The sequence below is a fragment of the Leucobacter sp. NPDC077196 genome (genome assembly GCF_040687075.1).
In the GTDB taxonomy this organism is placed as follows: Bacteria; Actinomycetota; Actinomycetes; order Actinomycetales; family Microbacteriaceae; genus Leucobacter.
Genome location: NZ_JBFBML010000012.1, coordinates 1 through 18,805, shown reverse-complemented (window position 1 = coordinate 18,805; position 18,805 = coordinate 1). Strand labels below are relative to the sequence as shown.

The window sequence follows — 18,805 nt, the reverse complement described above, 5'->3', positions numbered from 1 at the left end:
GATGGCGAAGCAGCACAAAGCGCCGGCGGTCGTCGCCGAGCTCGGCAGGCCCGAGACGCCATCGGAGACCGCGACGCGCAAGGCCCGCGACAGTCGGCTCTACCGCGAGCGCAAGACCGTCAACAATCTCGTCTTCTCATTGCTCGTGAGCCTCGGCCTGGTGCTCGTCATCTTCCTCATGGTGCCGCGGGGAACGGGTGGGTTCGCCGATCACGAGGTGAATGTCGCCTCGCTCGCGACCGAGGCGACGCCGAGTGCCGGCCGCGAGCTCGTGGCACCCGAGGTGCCCGATGAGTGGAAAGCGAAGCAGGCCGATCTGCGCGGCAGCGACGGGGTGACCGCGTGGCAGATCAATTACACGACGGTCGATGCCGAGGGTCTCGAGGCCTACGCCGGGGTGACGCAGGCATTCACGGCAGACAGTGCACCCGTCGAAGACGTCTGGATCGCGCAGCAGCTCGAACAGCAGGCCCCGACCGGCAACGAATCCTTGGGCGGCCTCGACTGGATCACGTACGATCACAGCGACCGCGACCCCGACAACTCGAACGTGCTCTTCGCGCTGCAGGCGCAGTGGGAAGATGACACGATTCTCGTCTACGGCACTGCTGCACCGGCCACGCTCCGCGACCTCGCTGCGGACGTCGCCGCATCACTCTCCGATTCGAAGGGAACTGCATGACCGCCCCCAGAGTCACGCCTCAGCAGGCGTGGGACGCACTCGTAGCCGGAAACCAGCGATTCATCGCCGGCGGCCCGCAGCACCCACGGCAGGATGTGGAGCGCCGAAACGAGCTCACCACTGGGCAGGTTCCCGACGCAGCGCTCTTCGGCTGCTCAGATTCCCGACTTGCCGCTGAGATCATCTTCGACGCGGGCCTCGGCGATCTCTTCATCGCCCGCAACATGGGGCACGTCGTGGCCGAATCGATCACGGCCTCCATGGAGTACGCCGTCGCCAACCTCGGCGTCGCCGTGATCGTCGTGCTCGCCCATGACTCGTGCGGCGCCGTCGCGGCAGCGATCGGGCAGATGCAGCAGCACCCCGACCCCGTTCCCAGCGCGGTCGAGAACACGCTCGCGCCGATCCTGCCCTCGGTGCAAGAGCTCTGGCTGCGCGAGCACCGCGACACCCCGTACGTCGATGTCTCTGCCATCGACGCCGATGCCGTCGGTCGCGTCCACCTCGCGGCGACCGTCAACCAGCTGCTGCGCAGCTCCCGCATCATCAGCGATGCCGTCGCCGCTGGCCAGCTCGGCATCGTCGGCTGCCAGTACCGGTTGTCCGAGGGTCGCGCCGTTGCGGTGAGCGCCGTCGGCCATCTCGATATCGCGGAAGCCGAGCCCGCCGTCGCCGCGTAACGTAGCGGACGATCGACCCCGAACTTCTCCAACCCCGAGCTGTATTCACGAAACGAAGGATGATTGTGACCGAAGATCGCAGCGCCGCCGGCGCCGAGACCGAGTACCGCATCGAGCACGACACCATGGGTGAGGTGCGGGTTCCCAAGAACGCACTGTACGCCGCTCAGACGCAGCGCGCCGTCGACAACTTCCCGATCTCGGGCAAGGGTCTCGAACCCGCGCAGATCGTCGCACTCGCCCGCATCAAGCGCGCGGCCGCTATCGCCAACGGCGACCTCGGCATTCTCGACACCCCGGTGGCGCAGGCCATCGTGGCTGCGGCCGACGAGATCATCTCCGGCGATCACCATGACATGTTCCCCGTCGACACGTACCAGACCGGCTCGGGCACCTCATCGAACATGAACATGAACGAGGTGCTCGCCACGCTCGCGACCCGACACCTCGGCGCACCCGTGCACCCCAACGATCACGTCAACGCCTCGCAGTCGTCGAACGACGTCTTCCCGACGTCGGTGCACATCGCCGTCACCGGCGCCCTCATCGAGCAGTTGAAGCCTGCGCTCGCGCATCTCGCCGAGGCGTTCGAGGCCAAGGCCGAGCTGTGGAAGACGGCCGTAAAGTCGGGTCGCACCCATCTCATGGACGCGACACCAGTGACCCTCGGACAGGAGTTCGGCGGATTCGCCGCCCAGATCCGCTACGGCATCGAGCGCGTCGACGCAGCGCTCCCACGCGTCGCGGAGGTGCCCCAGGGCGGCACCGCCGTCGGCACCGGCATCAACACGCCGCTCGGGTTCCCCGAGAAGGTCATCGCCGAGATCGCGCAGTCGAGCGGCTTGCCCATCACGGAGGCGCGCAACCACTTCGAAGCTCAGGCCAACCGCGACGGGCTCGTCGAGGCGTCGGGGGCGCTGCGCACCATCGCCGTGTCGCTGACGAAGATCAACAACGACATTCGCTGGATGGGCTCGGGCCCGAACACCGGCCTCGCCGAACTGCACATTCCCGACCTGCAGCCCGGATCGTCGATTATGCCTGGCAAGGTCAACCCCGTCATTCCCGAGGCCGTGCTCATGGTGTGCGCGCGCGTCATCGGCAACGACGCGACGATCGCCTGGGCGGGTGCGTCGGGCTCCTTCGAGCTCAACGTGCAGATCCCCGTGATGGGCACCGCGCTGCTCGAGTCGATTCGTCTGCTCTCCAACGCGTCAACCGTGCTGGCCGACAAGACCGTCGCGGGCCTGGAAGCGAATCTCGAGCGCGCCGCAGCCCTCGCCGGCATGAGCCCGTCGACTGTCACGCCACTCAACCGCCTCATCGGGTACGAAGCTGCAGCGAAGATCGCGAAGCACTCGGTGAAGAAGGGCATCACCGTTCGCGAGGCGGTCGTCGACCTCGGGTACGTGGAGCGCGGCGAGGTCACCGAAGAAGCCCTCGACCAGGCGCTCGACCTGCTGTCGATGACCCACCCCGGCGTCGCCAAGTAGGACGTCGGAACAGGCAGGCGCCGGGCCCCGGATCGCATCGCGTCGACCTCGGGCCCGCCGCCGTTCGCCGGCCGGCTCCGCCGACCAGATGCAGATGCGGTGCGTCGGCCCGTCTCGCTACGCTGATTCCATGATGCCTGCAGGAGTACCACGCGACGGGGCACGTGCTCTCGTGCTCTCCGCTGCCGCCGCGGTGGCGCGCGTGCTCGGTTGGCGCACACTGTACGACCGTGTGAACCGGCCGCTCATGGAACTCGCGGAGATGCAGCCGGTCACCGCCCAGTGGTGGCGGGAACGACGCAAGCAGCAGGGCACCTTCAGATACCTCGCGCTCGGCGATTCGACCGCACAGGGCATCGGGGCGTCAGTGCCCGGGCGCAGCTATGTGGGGCAGCTGATCGACCGCATCGAAGCGCGCACCGGTGAGCCGGTGAAGGTCGTCAACCTCGCCGTATCGGGGGCGACGACGACCCTGTGCCTGCGTGACCAGCTGCCGAAAGCGCAGAAGGTGCTCGCGTACGAGCCCGACCTGGTGACAATCGCGATCGGCGCGAACGACATCGCCGAGTGGGATCCGGTGCGCTTTCACCGGAACCTGACGCTGATCCTGTCGGCGCTGCCGACGCACACCATTGTGAGTGAGCTCCCCTGCTTCCATCTTCCCTGGAACGAGCGGAAGGTGCGGGTGGCGAACCGCATCCTCCACACGATCGCCGCAGAACGCGGGTTGAGGGTCGTGCCGTTGCACCGGACGACGCAGGAGCGCGGCGTGCGCGGCGTGCTCACCGAGTTCGCAGCGGATGCGTTCCATCCGAACGATCGCGGCTACGAGGTCTGGGCCGATGCGTTCTGGCCGTTCGTCGAGCAGCGCATCGCCGCCGTCTCGTAGCCCCTGGCCGTACCCGACCCGCCGAGCCCCTCTGTCGCCGCCGACCCCCCCTGCGCGGACGGCGTGATTCTGGCAGGGACTCGGCGGGCGGGCGGGGACTCGGCGGGCGAGCAGGGACTCGGCGGGCCGGTACGGTACCGGCGTCTACGGAGTGTCGAGCAGATCGGTGACGAGGGCTGCGATCTCGCTGCGCTCGGAGCGCGTCAGTGTGACGTGGCCGAACAGTCGGTGCCCCTTCAGCTTCTCGATCACCGCCGCGATTCCGTCGTACCGACCGACGCGCAGGTTGTCGCGCTGCGCCACATCGTGCGTGAGCACGACGCGCGAGTTCTGACCGATGCGGCTCAGCATCGTCAGCAGCACGCCACGCTCGAGCGACTGCGCCTCGTCGACGATCACGAACGCGTCGTGCAACGAGCGTCCGCGAATGTGGGTGAGCGGCAGCACCTCCACGAGATCCCGCGCCACCACCTCGTCGAGCACGTTCTGCGACACGATCGAGCCGAGCGTGTCGAACACCGCCTGCGCCCAGGGGTTCATCTTCTCCTGGTGGTCGCCCGGCAGGTACCCGAGATCTTGACCGCCGACCGCGTAGAGCGGGCGGAACACCATCACCTTGCGGTGCTGGCGCCGCTCGAGCACGGCTTCGAGCCCGGCCGCGAGCGCGAGCGCCGACTTGCCCGTGCCCGCGCTGCCGCCGAGCGAGACGATACCGATCTTCGGGTCCATCAGCAGGTCGATCGCGAGTCGCTGCTCGGCGCTGCGCCCCGTCACCCCGAACACCTCGCGGTCGCCGCGCACCACGTGCAACGACCGATCACCGTCGATGCGCCCCAGCGCCGAGCCGCGCGTCGAGATGAGCACGAGTCCCGTGCCGAACGGCAGGTCAGCCGCAGCTTCGACATCGTCGAGACGCTCGTCCTCCCACAGTTCCCGCATCTGCTCCTCGTCGAGCGCGACCGACGCGATGCCCGTGTAGGCGTCATCGCGAGCAAGCTCGGCGCGATACTCCTCGGATCCGAGCCCAAGGGCCGCCGCTTTCAACCGCATCGGCAGATCCTTCGAGATCACCGTGACGTCGAGCCCCTCTGATGCGAGGTTCTGCGCAACTGCAAGGATCCTGGTGTCGTTGTCACCCAGGCGCATGCCGCTCGGCAGTCCGTCGAGACTCGTGTGGTTGAGTTCGACGCGCACCGTTCCCCCGGCGTCGCCGACGGGCACCGGAATGTCGAGTCGCAGGTGCTTGCTCCGCAGTTCGTCGAGAAGGCGCAGTGCTCTTCGCGCAAAGTAGCCGAGCTCGGGATCATGGCGCTTCTTCTCGAGCTCCATGACCACGACGACGGGAAGCACGACCGAGTGCTCGGCAAACTTGAAGAGCGCTGCCGGGTCGCTCAGCAGTACCGAGGTATCGAGCACGTAGGTGCGCAACGCCTGCAGGGTGTCGCCGAACAACTCGGGCGAACTCGGCGTCTGAGGTACGGACGAGTGTCCGATCGCCGACGAGGGAGCATCCGGTTCGGTGACGACCGGAGAGGGTGTTGCGGAGTGATGGATCTCAGCCACGATGGCTCCTCTGCACCGGGGCAGGGCCCCGACTCAGCGAGTTGGCCAGTAGCTCCGAGGTGGTGACCGACCGGCCTCCTCGATCGGGCACCCTGCCCGATGCGTCACACGCTACGCCGCCCGAGCGGCAACTCGCGAGAAGACACGCATATCGATCGGTGAACGATGCGTGACGGGATCGGCAACGGGTCGCGTCGCCTCGCTGAACCGGGAGCAGTTGTGGAACTCCCACAGCGGGCTCGTCGGAGCCTCAGCGTCGGGTATTCTGATAGCTGCGATACTGCAGCCCGGGGTGGGGGCGTCAGCACTCCCGAACGATTATCGATTCCCGTGGCGATACCGTGACAGATAAAGGAGCACCGCTTGCGCACGATCGACTGGGTCGACGGAGCCATCGAACTCATCGATCAGACCCTGCTTCCCCAGAGGGTCGAGGTGCGCCGCATCACGGAGCTGCCCGAGCTGATCGACGATATCCAACGACTCGCGGTGCGAGGCGCTCCGGCACTCGGCGTGGCCGGTGCCTTCGGCGTTGCACTCATCGCAGCGTCGGTGCAGGCGGAGCACGGTGACGACGAGCTCGACCGCAAGGAGGTGCGTCGGCAGGCCGCCATTCTGCGCGAGGCCCGCCCCACCGCCGTGAACCTCTCGTGGGGTGTCGACCGCGCGCTGACGAAGCTCGACGCGGGTGCCGACGCGATCCTCGACGAAGCGCTGCTCATTCGCGACGAGGACATCGCGGCCTGCATCTCGATGGGCCTGCGCGGCGCCGACCTCACCCGCGAGCTTGCGGCGAAGGATCGCGTGAGCGTGATGACCATCTGCAATACCGGCAGCCTCGCTACCGTCGAGCGCGGCACGGCCCTCGGCGTGATTCAGACGCTCTTCGAGCAGGGCTCGCTCGAGGAGGCACTGCCGCTCGAGACGCGTCCGCTGCTGCAGGGCGCTCGGCTCACCGCGTGGGAGCTCGACCGCATGGAGGCGCCCTTCCGTCTGCTGATCGATTCCGCCGGGCCGTTCCTACTCTCGCGCGGCATCGCCGACGCCGTGTTCATCGGCGCCGACCGCATTGCCGCGAATGGCGACACTGCCAACAAGGTCGGGTCGTTCTCGCTCGCACTCGCCGCACAGCACGCCGGCGTACCGTTCATCGTCGTCGCACCCGAATCCACGATCGATATGCGCACCGCGAGCGGGGCCGACATCGAGATCGAGGATCGCGGCGTCGGCGAAGTCGTGGGCTTCGGCGGCACGCGCACCGCGCCCGAAGGCATCGACGCGGTGAACCCGGCGTTCGACGTCACCCCGCAGAGCCTGATCACGGCGATCGTGACCGAGCGCCGGGTGATCATGCTCAGCCGAGGCGAGACACTCGAAGACGTGTCGCTCGAGTCGCTCCGCTCGTAAGCTCTACTCCATCCCCTCCGTTCGAAAGGAACACCCATGTTCTTCACCAAGCGCCGCGTTCGCGCGGCACTCGTCGCAGGTGCAGCATCAGCCGCACTGCTGCTCACCTCGTGCTCCGGCGGCGGCAGCGGTGAGGATGAGGCGGCCACCGACGGCCCCAGCTTCATCTACATCACCAGCGACCCGATCGGCCAGAACGAGTTTCTGAAGTCGGGCAAGGTCGGCATCGAATCGGTCGCCGAGACCTTCGAGGGCACCTCGAAGACCTTCGAGTCGAAGGACGACGCGACGCGCCGATCCAATCTCGAGGCAGCGATCGCCGAGGCACCCGAGGTCGTCGTGATGCTCGGCTTCCAGTTCGGCGACGTAGCGAAGGAGCTCGCCGAGCAGAACCCGCAGCAGAACTTCATGCTCATCGACACGTTCGTGGACGGCGCGCCTGACAACCTGTACCAGGCGACGTTCCGCGAGCAGGAGCCGTCGTACCTGCTCGGCCTCGAGGCCGGTCTGCTCACCGAGGCAGACAAGGTCGGTTCGGTCATCTCGGTCGACAATGAGCTGCTGCAGAAGTACTCCGACGGCTTCGCCGAGGGCGCCAAGAGCGTGAACCCCGAGGTCGACACCGTGGCCCCGCAGGTCATCGGCGGCGACAACCCGTTCGCCGACCCCGCGCGCGGCAAGGAGCAGGCCCTCGCGTTCGCTGCGAGTGGCGTCGATCAGGTCTTCGCCGTAGGTGCAGCCTCGAACGGCGGCATCATCGAGGCCGCGGCCGAGAAGGGCTTCTCGACCTACGGCGTCGATGCGAACCAGTGCCCGATCGCGCCCGGGTCGGTCGTCGACGGAACCGTGAAGTCGGTCAACCGCGTCATCGAGACCGTCGTCGGCGAGATCATGGACGGCACGAGCTCGAAGGATGCAACCAGTTCCTTCGGTCTCAAGGAGGAGGGCATGACCATCGTCAGCCTCACCGAAGACGCCGCCGATTCGCAGTGCACGATCATGGAGAACCAGGACGTGCTCGATCAGGTGACGCAGGCTCGCGATGACATCGTCTCGGGCAAGATCAAGGTCACCGACCCGCTCGCGTAATCCCCCGCTCGCCGGTTGAGCCGGGCGCATGGAGACAACACCCGTTTCGCAGTACTCTGGGGCTCGTCTCACAGCGCTCGCTCAACCGGCGAGTTTCATGCACCACCAAGAAAAGGAATGCGGATGGTCGCCGAAGTCTCGATGCGCGGGATCACCAAGCGCTTCCCCGGCGTGCTCGCCGACGACAACGTCGACTTCGAGGTCGAAGCCGGTGAGATCCACGCACTCATGGGTGAGAACGGCGCCGGCAAATCCATTCTGATGTCGCAACTCGCGGGCGTGTACCAGCCCGACGAGGGCGAGATCTTCATTCGGGGCGAGCGGCGCACGTTCAGTTCGCCCCTTGAGGCCATCGATGCAGGTATCGGCATGGTCTTCCAGTCGTTCAAGCTCTTTCCGTCGCTCACCATCGCGGAGAACGTGGTCTTCCGCAGCGAGCCGACCACACGCGGTCTGATCGACCGCAAGGAGGCCATTCGAGCCGTGGCCGAGATCGCCGAGCGGTACGGGCTCTCGCTCGATCCGGCGGCCCGCGTCGATTCCGTACCCGTGGGTGTGCTGCAGCGCGTCGAGATCGTGAAGGCCTTGTACCGCGAAGCGCGGGTGCTCGTGCTCGACGAGCCCACCGCCGTGCTCACTCCGCAGGAGACGGAGCGTCTCTTCGACGTGCTCCGCGCGCTCAAAGCCGACGGGCGCACCATCATCCTCATCACGCACAAGCTGGGCGAGGTCATGGCGATCTCAGACCGTGTCACCGTGCTCCGCGACGGGCGCAATGTCGCGCAATTGGTTACCGCCGACAGCTCGCCCGACGAGATCACGCGTCATATGACCGGCCGAGACGTCGATCTCACTACCCCCGCACCGGCGCATCAGCCCGGCGAGGTGGTGCTCGATGTGCACGGACTCACCGTGCCGGGCTCGGGCAGCCGCGACGCTGTCGCCGACGCGAGTCTCTTCGTGCGCCGCAATGAAGTCGTGGGCATCGCGGGCGTCGCCGGCAACGGCCAGGTCGAGCTCGCCGAAGCCGTGATCGGTATGCGCAAGTCGAGCGCGGGGGCGGTCGCGGTCGCGGGTCGTGATCTCAGCGCGTCGTCCATCGCGCAGCGTCGCGACGGCGGCATCGCCTACATCCCCGAGGATCGTCATGCCGTGGGCAGTGCGGGTGGTGCCGACGCGATCGACAACCTCGCACTCGGCCATCACCGCAGCGCCCCGCTCCTGCAGCGCGGCCTGCTCTCTCGGTCGGCCATGCTCGAGCACGCCAGACGCTTGATCAGCAGGTTCGGCGTGAAGATCGCCGGTCCATCGACCCGAGTCGGCACGCTCTCGGGCGGCAACCTGCAGAAAGTGGTCGTCGCACGCGAGCTCGACTACGGCGCCCCGCTGCTCATCGCCGAGCAGCCCACGCGCGGCGTCGACGTCGGTGCGATCGAGTCGATTCACCGAGAACTGTGCGAGTACCGCGACAACGGCGGCGCCCTGCTCCTGATCTCGGCAGAACTCAGCGAAATCATGTCGCTCTCCTCGCGCATCGTCGTCATGTTCGAGGGACGCATCGTCGCCGAAGTGCCGAAGGCCGACGCGAGCGAAGCCCTGCTCGGGCTGTACATGGCGGGACACGAGCCTGAAGAGCGCCACCGGCCGGGCGCGTTCGACGCTCTCCGGCACGATGCCGTCGGAAGCCACCACGCACCCGAGAAGGGGTCAGCACGATGAATGCCGCACGAAGAGCAGGCCGCTGGCTTTCGGGCCCGATCCCGGTCTCCATCGTTCTCGCGCTGCTCATCGGCGCCTGCTTCATGCTCATCGCGGGCGTCGATCCACTCAGCGGGTACGTCGCGATGCTCCAGGGCTCATTCGGCAGTGGCGCGGGTCTCGCGAACACGCTGCAACGCGCGGTTCCGATCATCGGCATCGGCATCGCCATCGCCGTCGCTTTCCGAGCCGGTGTGCTGAACCTCGGCACGGAGGGGCAGGCGGGCCTCGGTGCGCTGACCGGCGGTATCGTGGCCGTCTACGTGCCCGGTCCCGCGATCCTCGTCGTGCCGCTCGCGTTCGTCGTCGCGATCGCCACCGGGGCCGCGTGGGGCCTCATCTCGGCGCTCCTGCAGAACCTGCTCGGGGTGCCGATCCTGCTCTCGACGCTGCTGCTCAACTACCCGGCGCGGTATTTCTCCTCCTGGATCATCCGCTTCCAGCTGAACGACCCCAGTACCGACCTTGTGGCGACGCAGCAGCTGCGGCCGGAGGTGCAGCTCGGCATGATCGTTCCGAAGGATGCCGCTTTCGCCGACACGCTGCGCTCCACGTTCGGCCCGACGAGCCCCATCACCGCCGTGCTCACCGGAGTCAACTGGTCCATCGTCGTGCTCATCATCGTCATCGCCGGCGCCGTTTTCGTGAACCGCCGCACGCGGTTCGGCTTTGAATCGGGTCTCAGCGGGCAGAACGCAGAGTTCGTGCGCTACGGGGGCGTGAAGCCCGGGCCGCTCGTCACCCGTACCATGGCGCTTTCCGGCGGTCTCGCCGGGCTCTTCGGCGTCATGCTGATCATCGGCGCCCCCAGCACTCGACTCATCGAGGGGTACTTCGTGCAGACGAACTACGCCTTCACCGCGCTGCTCGTCACGCTGCTGGCGCTGTACCGCCCAATCGGCACCGCGATCGCCGGCCTCTTCTTCGCGGCGATCATGGTCGGCAGTGACGCGATGGGGCGGGAGCTCGGGCTCTCACCGCAGATCGCCGCCGTGATCCAGGCACTCGTCATCGTGCTGCTCGCATTCCGCGTAGCGCTGCCCCGGTTCCGCAGGCGCGGCGCCGCAGGCGATGCCGCGGCGAGCCCACCGACCGACGATCCCCCGCTCAGCGAAGCAGCGCTCGCAGAGCCGCACGCTCCGATTCCCGGTGCCGCTGCCGGCGGCGCCGCTCCGACCGCGACGGGCGCCGGTACGACCGGCGCCGAGACGAAGGAGTCGGATCGATGAACTTCCTCGAACTCTTCGACCAAGACCTCATCGGGTCCGTGCTCCGTTCGCTCATCCCGATACTCCTCGCCGCTCTCGGCGGCATGATCGCCGAACGCGCCGGCATCTTCAACATCGGCCTCGAGGGAATGATCCTCGTCGGCGCATTCGCCGGCGTCGCGGCCTCCTTCTTCACGCACAGCTGGCTGCTCGGCGTCATCGTCGCGATGATCGCCGGTGCGCTGTTCTCGCTGATACTGGGCTACGGGGCGGTGTACCGCAAGGGCGATCCGATCGTGCTCGCCGTCGCCATGAACATTCTCGCCGTCGGCATGACGAGCTTCCTGCTCGTCGCGATCTTCGACGTGCAAGGCGTCTTCCAGGATCCCGGCATCGTCGGCATTCCCGTGTGGCGCATCCCGGTGCTCGCCGACATCCCCTGGATCGGCCAGCTCTTCGCGCTGACGCCCCTCGGATACCTCGCACTGCTGCTCGTGCCGACCCTCTGGATCGTGCTCTTCCGCACCCCGCTGGGATTGCGCCTGCGCGGTGTCGGAGAGCGGCCCCTCGCGGCGGCCACCATGGGCGTCAATCCGCAGCGCTACCAGCTCGGCGCCGTCATCGCCTCTGGTGCGCTCGCCGGGCTGGGCGGGGCACAGCTGGCGCTCGGCAACGTCGTGCAGTTCACGGAGAACATGTCGGCCGGTCGCGGCTGGATCGCCGTTGTGGCGGTCATGCTCGCCCGCGCCCACCCGGTCGGCGTGCTCGGGGCGGCACTGCTCTTCGGGTTCGCCGACGCCATCGGGTTCCGTCTGCAGTCGTTCGGCCTGCCGCAGCAACTGACCGATGCCGGGCCCTACGTCGTGACGCTCATCGTGCTCGTGCTGCTCAGCAAGCGGTTTCGCAAGACTCGCGAAGCAGCTCTCGCGTGAGTCTGGCGCCTGAGGCCGCCCGCTGGGTCGAACGCCTCGCGCTCGAGCCGCTCGAGCACGAGGGCGGGCTCTTCCGCCGGATGCACCTCGATGCGCATTCGAGCGCGATTTACTATCTGCTGGCCGACCCAGATTTCTCAGCGCTGCACGCGCTCTCGTCGGTCGAGGTGTACCACTGGTACGCAGGCGATCCGCTGCGACTGCTGCTGCTGCACCCCGACGGACGCTCCGAGGAGCGCTTGCTCGGGCCCGATGCCGAAGCGGGCCAGCTGCCCCAACTCGTGGTCCCCGCGGGCGTCATGCAGGGCTCGTCGTCGCTCGGTTCGTGGAGTCTGGTCGGCACCACGATGTCACCGCCGTTCAATTGGAACGGGTTCGCACTCGGCGAGCGAGACGCTTTGTGCGCGCAGTACCCCGACTTCGCAGACCGAATCGTCGCGCTGACCCGACACGCTCCTCAGGAGTAGGTGGTAGGCGGCACCCCGCCGGCAGCGAACCCGTGGTCGACGCGCGGGGCGAGCTGCGGCTGGTGATCCTCGCGGAACTGGCCGGTCGCTACGAGCACGACGAGCACCGCCGCGATGACGATCCACCCCGATGCACCCAGTGGCATGGCCAGGGCCGGGTCGAGCGGCGCGTCCGCTGCTGCGAGCACGACGATCACGCCGGCTGACGCGTTCAGCGCCCCGTGTCCGAATACGGCGGGCCACACTGACCCGGTGCGCAAGCGCGACCAGCCGAGCAGCGCGCCCCACGTGATGCAGCCGATGGTCATGAGCGCGACGCCGCGCCAGTCGGTGAGACCGAAGTTGTAGCCCAGCAGAATGATGGGCGAGTGCCAGAGCCCCCAGATGACGCCGCTGATGAGGATCGCGGGCCAAGTGCCCAGCGGGAGGAGCGCGGGCAGCAGCCACCCGCGCCAGCCGATCTCCTCGCCGAACGCGAGCAGGCTGTTGGCGAGCGCGCCGATGGGCACCAGCAGCAGTTGCAGGGCGACGAGCACTCCGAGCGGTGGCATGGTCGCCCGCGCAAGATCTGCGGTCTCGTCGTCGAGGGCTGCGTACTGAGCATCGAGCGTCGCCTGGAACCCCGAGAAGTTCACCAGGTCGAGACGCGTCCACCCGAAGAGCACCGAGACGGCTACGGTGGCGAGCACGATGACGAGCGGGGCGAAGAGCGCGGCTACGGTGAACCAGACGACGCGTCGTGCAGGGCGCAGCGGCCACATGCCGAGAAAGCGAAGTCGCTCACGGCTCGGCGCACGCGTCACGAACACGGCCGCCATCGTTGCGATCGCCGGCGTGAACATCATCGCGGCGGCCAGCAGGCCGAACCAGAGGGGATACTCGGGGGCATCCGTTCCCATGCGCCAGAGCGGCAGGGCGACGAGCCAGGCGAGCCCGAACGCCAGCGCGACAAAGAGGCCGACTGCGCCCCACGGTACCCGCGCCACCCGGTCAGGCCGGCTCACCCGCGGTGCGTCACTGCTCCCCGTGCGCGCTGCACTCTGCTCGGTCGCCTGCGCACGTTCTGCTCGCACAGGGCACTCCCTTCGTCCGCCAGCCACCCTAGCGGAGCGCGAACGCCCGGTGCCAGCCTGCCGATCAGAACGCGGCGATGCCCGTGAGCTCACGCCCGATCACGAGCTGGTGCACCTCGTCGGTGCCCTCGTACGTGCGCACCGATTCGAGGTTGGCCATGTGACGCATCACCGGGAAATCGGAGGTGATTCCGTCGCCGCCCAGAATCGAACGCGCGTTGCCGGCGATCTTGATCGCCTCGCGCACGTTGTTGAGCTTGCCCACTGAGATCTGGCCGTAGGTGAGGTTGCCCGCATCCTTCAACCGTCCCAGATGCAGCGCGAGCAGCAGGCCCTTCTGGTACTCGAGGAACATATCGGCGAGCTGAGCCTGAATGATCTGCTTGCCGCCGATCGGAGCCCCGAAGACCTGGCGGGTCTGGGAGCGCTCGACGGCGACCTCGAGGCACGACCGAGCTGCGCCCATGACGCCCCAGACGATGCCGTACCGAGCCTCGTTCAGGCACTTGAACGGCGATGAGAGCCCCTTCGACTTGGGCAGAATCGCGTCAGCCGGAATGCGCACGTCTTCGAGCACGATCTCCGTCTGCAGCGACGCCCGCATCGAGAGCTTGTTGTCGATGGCGGTGGCGGTGAAGCCCGGCGTATCGGTCTCGACGATGAAGCCGCGCACGATACCCTCGTCGTCCTTCGCCCAGATGACGCCGACCTGCGCAACGGTGGCGAGGCCGATCCACCGCTTCTTGCCGTTCAGCACCCACTGGTCGCCCTCACGTCGCGCCGTCGTCAGCATCGTGTTCGGGTCCGATCCGCCCTGCGGCTCGGTGAGCCCGAAGAACCCGATCGCCTCTCCCCGTCCCATCGCCGGCAACCAGCGCTGCTTCTGCTCCTCGGAGCCGAACTTGTAGATCGCGCCCATCGCGAGCGATCCCTGCACGGAGAGCGCGGTGCGGAAGCCGGAGTCGACCGCCTCGAATTCCATCGCGACGAGCCCGTACGCAACCGACGAAGCGCCGCGCAACCCGTACCCGTCGAGGTACATCCCGAATGCGCCGAACTCGCCGACCTCGGGCAGCAGTTCGACGGGCAGGCGACGCTCTTCGAATGCCTGATCGATGATCGGGCGGATGCGCGTCTGCGCGAACTCCCGCGCCTTCAGCTGCCATTCGCGCTCCTCTTCGGTGACGAAGTCGGCGACGTCGAACAGCTGGTCGATGGTGGTGGTCATGGTGCTCCTCGGGAAAAGTAGTGGGAAAGGGTAAGAAATCGGTGCGATTAACGGGGCCGCCAGGTGGCGCCCTGGTGCTCGCCGATACCGGGCGGCGGCACTTCGTAGCGAGCCGGGGTCTCTGACAGAGAAATCGGCGTTGCGACGGAGCGGAGCGTTCGTTGCGTGCCGTCGGAGTCGGTCGCGGAGGTCGATGCGACCGGCTCGAGACCGAGCGAATCCGCGAGCTCCAACGCCTGCGAGATCGAGTTGACCCGGCCGGCCGGGATGTTCGCGGCCGTGAACGCGGCGATCCAATCGGCGGCGGATCGCCTGCGAAGTGCGGTCTCGAGCTCCGCGCGCAGCTCGACGCGATGCGCCACGCGCTGCGGATTCGTGGCGAAGCGCTCGTCGGCGGCGAGTTCGCCGATGCCGAGCACATCGCACAGCCGAGCGAACTGGCCGTCGGTGCCGACCGCGAGCGCGATCGCTTGATCGGCTGCCGCGAAGGTCTCGTAGGGCGCGATCGAGGGGTGGGCGTTCCCCATGCGACCGGGCGCGACCCCCGTTTCGAGCGTCGACGATGCCTGATTCGCAAGAGCCGAGAGCAGCGATCCGAGCAGCGTCACCTTCACGTGCTGGCCCCGGCCGGAAGTGGGAGACCCGGCGGTGTCGCGCGCACGAAGCGCGGCCTGAATGCCGATGACCGAGTTCAGCCCGGTGAGAATGTCGACGAGCGCTACGCCGACCTTCGTGGGCTCTCCCCCGGTCTCATCGGCGTGACCGGTGATGCTCATGAGGCCGCCGACGGCCTGCACGAGGAGGTCGTAGCCGGGAAGGTCGCGCCCTTCGGTGTCGCCGAAGCCGGAGATCGAGCAGAACACCACGCCGGGGTTCTCTGCCGCAACGGCGTCGTAGCCGAGGCCGAACTTCTCCATCGTTCCGGGCTTGAAGTTCTCAATGACCACATCGGCACCGAGCGCGAGTTCGCGTGCGCGGGCGATGCCTTCGGGATCGCGCAGATCGCAGACCACCGAGCGCTTGCCGCGGTTGACCCCGGCGAAGTAGGTGCTCTGCCCGACCGCGTTGACCGGAGGGCTCCACTGCCGCGTGCCGTCACCCTCGGGACTCTCGATCTTGATGACGTCAGCGCCGAGATCGGCGAGGATCATGGTGGCGTGGGGCCCCGCGAGCACGCGGGAGAAGTCGGCGACGCGGATGCCGTGGAGCGCACCCAGGGGCGCACCGCCGTTCGGCTCGGTGTCGTGCTGCGGCTGCCCGGTGCCCGTCATCGGAGCGCTCCTCATCGTCGGTGGTCATGCGGGTGCTGGGCGCCAGGCCGTGAACCGGTCTCGCGCGCACTGCCCCGTGCCGCCAGTGTATGCGGAATGCGGAGCCGACCCACGGTCACCCTTGCATAGGAGTACTGCGCCCACCTGTGCAAGAATCGCATCATGGTCGCCTTCTCCCAGCTCCTCGCGATCCCCCATCTGCAGCTGCGTCTCGTGCAATCCGGCGCGGGCGATCCCACGATCACGTGGGTCTCGAACACGGAGCTGCTCGACCTCGGTGCGTACCTCGAAGGCGGCGAGATCGTGCTGACGACGGGTCTCGCCCTCGCACCCGATGACCGCCGCTGGCGCGATTTCGTCGCCGGTCTGAACCGAGCGCGGGTCGCGGCCATCGGCTTCGGAATCGGAGTCAATCACGAGCGGATCCCGCAGCCCCTCGTGCAGGCTGCGAGCGCCTACCAGGTAGCACTCTTCGAGGTTCCGCTCCCGGTGCCGTTCATCGCGGTGAGCAAGGCCGTCGCCGAGCTGTTGCGCGCCGATGATCTCGGCGCGGCACGCGGCGCGCTGCGGGCGCAGCAGCGGCTGCTCGAGGGAGCACGCGGCGGCCAGGAACCCGCCGAGGTGCTCGCGGGCCTGGCGCAGGCCACGGGCAAGCATCTCGCCCTGCTCGGCTCGGATAGCGGCACGCTCGCGTCGACCGCCGGCTTCACGGCGGCCGCCGAAGCTGCCGAAGCGGAAGTGATCGACCTCGATGCGGGCGGCCGATTCCGGCTGGCGATCGCAGGAGGGACACCGCTGTCTCCCGAGGGCCGTTCCATCATTGCGGCCGGAGCCATGGTGCTCGGACTGTCGCTCGGCGAGAACCATGCTGAGAACGCTCGCGAACGAGAGCGTTGGGAGCGATTGACCGTCGCCCTCATCACGAAGGGTGCTGCCGCCGACGGCATCGGGATCCTCGCCCCGGGTCTCGCCCCTCCAGGTCGCGTACGCGTGCTCGCTCTGCAGGGCACGGCGGAAGATGTGGCCTCGTGGCGCCGGAAGCCCCGCTCGGGTCTCGATCGGCTCGTCGCGGCGAATGATGCCCCGGGCACTGCCCCGGGAGTCGTTCGCGCCTGGCAGGTTGTCGACGAGCACCCGGACAGTGTGGAGACGGCGCTCGCGACCGCCGCGTCGTACAACCTCGATGTCGTCGTGGGACGACCGTCGCCGCTCGACGAAGCCGCGCTGAGTCGGCGGTCCGCCTCTGGTCGCTTGCGGTCGCTCTCGCCCACCGCACCGCTCTACACGGCTCCACGGGTACCGGCTGTGATCTGGGCGGATCGCGATACCCCGATTCTTGAAGCCCTGCTCGAGCTCGATACCGACGAGGGCGGGAACACTCGGGCGGCAGGGGGGACGGCGCCGATGTCGCGGCGCATACTCGGGCCCCTCTCCGAGTCGTACGCCGCGCCCGGCGCTGTCTCGGTGAACGCGGAGGATCGGGACCTGCTGCGCGAGACCTTGCGTGCCCTCTTCACCGCGAACGGACAGCGCGGCCCTGCTGCCGCCGCACTCGGCATTCATCGCAACACGCTCCGCGATCGAATCTCACGCATCGAGCGACTGACCGCGCGCTCCGTCGCCGACCCCGATGACCGTGCGGAACTCTGGATCGCCCTGCGGCTCGAGGAGGCGGCGGCGTCAGCGGGGAGTCAGTAGAGGAGGAACTGCGCGGTGCCCGTTCCTTGCACCCCAGCCGCCGTCGTGCGCAGGTGATACGACGCTCCTCCCGCGGCCACGGGATCCCGCGAGATGTCGCAGGTCTCCGCGCTCGACCTGGTGCGATCCCAGGAGATCGCCTCGGTCTCGAGCGGAGTGCCCGGTTCGAGAATCACCGCGAGATGCTCGGCGTTCTCCTGGCAGTCGGCCGAACGCCACACCTCGTCGTCACCGCTCGCGATCACGAATTGCAGGTTCGCGCTGCCGAGGTCTGCAGAACACGCCGCCTCGCCCGTGTTCTCCACAGCGAGTGAGAGCTGCGGCGACTCACCCGCAGCGTAGTCGCCCTTGTCGGTGGCCGGCGTCACTTCAAGCTGACCCGCCGCGCATGCTGCAATCTCGTCGTCGCCTTCGCCGTCGTCGCCTCCGCCGCCACCATCCGGCGCCGGGGATTCGACGAGGTCCTTCGGCACTTCGACCTGGTTCGCGTCGGCCACGCCTCCGCTCGATCCGGGCCGAACGATGATCAGCACGACGACCGCGATGACCGCCAGCAGCACCAGCAGCACCAGCAGTCGACGGCGCACGTACACCTTGCGGTCTTTCGGTCCCACCGGATCCTTCAGGGTCGACATGGCGTCAGCGTAGCCCCGTTTGCCCTCTAGAGCCGCTTCAGCATGCGCGTGTTGCCGAGCGTGTTGGGTTTGACGCGGGCCAGGTCCAAGAACTCCGCAACGCCCTCATCGCTCGAACGCAGCAGCTCGGCGTAGACCTCGGCGGCGATCAGCTCCGTATCCTCGCTCATCTGCTCGAAACCGTGTTTGCCGAAGAACTCAGTTTCGAAGGTGAGGCAGAAGAGCTGCCGCAGGCCCAGCGCGCGAGCGCGTTCTTCGAGTGCGGTGAGCAGCAGGTGCCCCACGCCGTGCCCGAGCATCGTCTCGGCGACCCCCAGAGTGCGCACTTCGCCGAGCTGCTCCCACATGACGTGCACGGCTCCGTAGCCGACCACGGCATCGTCGGCGTCGACCGCGACAAGAAACTCGGGCACGGCGGCGTAGAGATCGACCAGGTCTTTGCCGAGCAGAATGCGTCTCGCAACGAGCGGCTCCATGAGTGCGACCATGTGCGGCACGTCTCCCGTGCGCGCGCTGCGGATGCTGATCTCGGGTGCGGCGCTCATCGTTCCAGTCTAGGCCCGGCCGACTGCAGCGCTTTCGCGTACGACGCCGCATTCCGGGAAGCCGCGCACGCAGCGAAAAGGCCCGCTGCCTGGGCGGATTCAAGGGGTGGTCGCAACACCGATTGAACTAGACAAGTTCTAGCAGACGCTCGGCTGGAGTTTTCCAGCCGAGCGTTTTGCGTGGGCG

Annotated in this window: 17 protein-coding genes; 11 read left to right on the top strand and 6 right to left on the bottom strand. The window is 67.7% G+C overall.

Annotation, left to right across the window (positions count from 1 at the left end; genetic code table 11):
- Window position 1: 1 nt before the first annotated feature.
- The 4 genes from AB0O71_RS11660 (at window position 2) to AB0O71_RS11645 (ending at window position 3,744) form a co-directional block, all read left to right on the top strand.
- Window positions 2-682, top strand: a complete 681-nt coding sequence (locus AB0O71_RS11660; protein WP_363745458.1) for a DUF4245 family protein — start codon at window positions 2-4, stop codon at window positions 680-682.
- Entirely contained in the window at window positions 679-1,362 is a 684-nt protein-coding gene (locus AB0O71_RS11655; protein ID WP_363745456.1) for a carbonic anhydrase, read from the top strand. Before AB0O71_RS11660 ends, AB0O71_RS11655 begins: the two co-directional genes overlap by 4 nt.
- A 65-nt stretch (window positions 1,363-1,427) precedes the next feature.
- Window positions 1,428-2,855 (top strand): class II fumarate hydratase, encoded by a 1,428-nt coding sequence (locus AB0O71_RS11650; protein ID WP_363745454.1) that lies wholly within the window; start codon window positions 1,428-1,430, stop codon window positions 2,853-2,855.
- Between the two features lie 130 nt (window positions 2,856-2,985).
- Window positions 2,986-3,744 carry an SGNH/GDSL hydrolase family protein gene (locus tag AB0O71_RS11645; RefSeq protein ID WP_363745452.1) on the top strand — a complete coding sequence of 253 codons (759 nt, stop codon included), beginning with the start codon at window positions 2,986-2,988 and terminating at the stop codon, window positions 3,742-3,744.
- Between the two features lie 144 nt (window positions 3,745-3,888).
- On the opposite strand, the gene AB0O71_RS11640 is transcribed toward AB0O71_RS11645, so the two are convergent.
- On the bottom strand, window positions 3,889-5,196 hold the full coding sequence (locus tag AB0O71_RS11640) for a PhoH family protein (RefSeq protein ID WP_363745575.1): 1,308 nt from the start codon (window positions 5,194-5,196) through the stop codon (window positions 3,889-3,891).
- Window positions 5,197-5,670: 474 nt separating this feature from the next.
- Here AB0O71_RS11640 and mtnA point away from each other — a divergent pair, with 474 nt between their 5' ends.
- The 6 genes from mtnA (at window position 5,671) to AB0O71_RS11610 (ending at window position 12,168) form a co-directional block, all read left to right on the top strand.
- Window positions 5,671-6,714, top strand: coding sequence for an S-methyl-5-thioribose-1-phosphate isomerase (gene mtnA / locus AB0O71_RS11635; protein ID WP_363745450.1), 1,044 nt, complete (start codon window positions 5,671-5,673; stop codon window positions 6,712-6,714).
- 36 nt (window positions 6,715-6,750) lie between these two features.
- Window positions 6,751-7,803, top strand: a complete 1,053-nt coding sequence (locus AB0O71_RS11630; RefSeq protein WP_363745448.1) for a BMP family ABC transporter substrate-binding protein — start codon at window positions 6,751-6,753, stop codon at window positions 7,801-7,803.
- Between the two features lie 123 nt (window positions 7,804-7,926).
- Window positions 7,927-9,522, top strand: coding sequence for an ABC transporter ATP-binding protein (locus AB0O71_RS11625; RefSeq protein WP_363745445.1), 1,596 nt, complete (start codon window positions 7,927-7,929; stop codon window positions 9,520-9,522).
- Entirely contained in the window at window positions 9,519-10,790 is a 1,272-nt protein-coding gene (locus tag AB0O71_RS11620) for an ABC transporter permease (RefSeq protein ID WP_363745443.1), read from the top strand. Before AB0O71_RS11625 ends, AB0O71_RS11620 begins: the two co-directional genes overlap by 4 nt.
- Window positions 10,787-11,701 (top strand): ABC transporter permease, encoded by a 915-nt coding sequence (locus AB0O71_RS11615; RefSeq protein ID WP_363745441.1) that lies wholly within the window; start codon window positions 10,787-10,789, stop codon window positions 11,699-11,701. The genes AB0O71_RS11620 and AB0O71_RS11615 overlap by 4 nt, the downstream gene beginning before the upstream one ends.
- The gene (locus AB0O71_RS11610) at window positions 11,698-12,168 is read left to right on the top strand and encodes a cupin domain-containing protein (protein ID WP_363745439.1); all 471 of its coding nucleotides are present in this window, start codon (window positions 11,698-11,700) and stop codon (window positions 12,166-12,168) included. Before AB0O71_RS11615 ends, AB0O71_RS11610 begins: the two co-directional genes overlap by 4 nt.
- On the opposite strand, the gene AB0O71_RS11605 is transcribed toward AB0O71_RS11610, so the two are convergent.
- From AB0O71_RS11605 to AB0O71_RS11595, 3 genes are all read right to left on the bottom strand, one after another.
- On the bottom strand, window positions 12,159-13,241 hold the full coding sequence (locus tag AB0O71_RS11605) for a CPBP family intramembrane glutamic endopeptidase (RefSeq protein WP_363745437.1): 1,083 nt from the start codon (window positions 13,239-13,241) through the stop codon (window positions 12,159-12,161). The two genes, AB0O71_RS11610 and AB0O71_RS11605, sit on opposite strands and share 10 nt — an antisense overlap.
- Before the next feature lie 64 nt (window positions 13,242-13,305).
- Window positions 13,306-14,469 carry an acyl-CoA dehydrogenase family protein gene (locus AB0O71_RS11600; protein ID WP_363745435.1) on the bottom strand — a complete coding sequence of 388 codons (1,164 nt, stop codon included), beginning with the start codon at window positions 14,467-14,469 and terminating at the stop codon, window positions 13,306-13,308.
- A 47-nt stretch (window positions 14,470-14,516) separates the two neighbouring features.
- Window positions 14,517-15,740, bottom strand: coding sequence for a CoA transferase (locus tag AB0O71_RS11595; RefSeq protein WP_363745433.1), 1,224 nt, complete (start codon window positions 15,738-15,740; stop codon window positions 14,517-14,519).
- Between the two features lie 162 nt (window positions 15,741-15,902).
- On the opposite strand from AB0O71_RS11595, the gene AB0O71_RS11590 reads away from it, so the two are divergent.
- Window positions 15,903-17,438, top strand: a complete 1,536-nt coding sequence (locus AB0O71_RS11590) for a PucR family transcriptional regulator (RefSeq protein ID WP_363745431.1) — start codon at window positions 15,903-15,905, stop codon at window positions 17,436-17,438.
- Here AB0O71_RS11590 and AB0O71_RS11585 read toward each other — a convergent pair.
- On the bottom strand, window positions 17,432-18,073 hold the full coding sequence (locus tag AB0O71_RS11585; protein WP_363745429.1) for a hypothetical protein: 642 nt from the start codon (window positions 18,071-18,073) through the stop codon (window positions 17,432-17,434). The genes AB0O71_RS11590 and AB0O71_RS11585 overlap by 7 nt on opposite strands.
- A gap of 26 nt (window positions 18,074-18,099) precedes the next feature.
- Window positions 18,100-18,618 carry an amino-acid N-acetyltransferase gene (locus AB0O71_RS11580; RefSeq protein WP_363745427.1) on the bottom strand — a complete coding sequence of 173 codons (519 nt, stop codon included), beginning with the start codon at window positions 18,616-18,618 and terminating at the stop codon, window positions 18,100-18,102.
- Window positions 18,619-18,805: the final 187 nt, after the last annotated feature.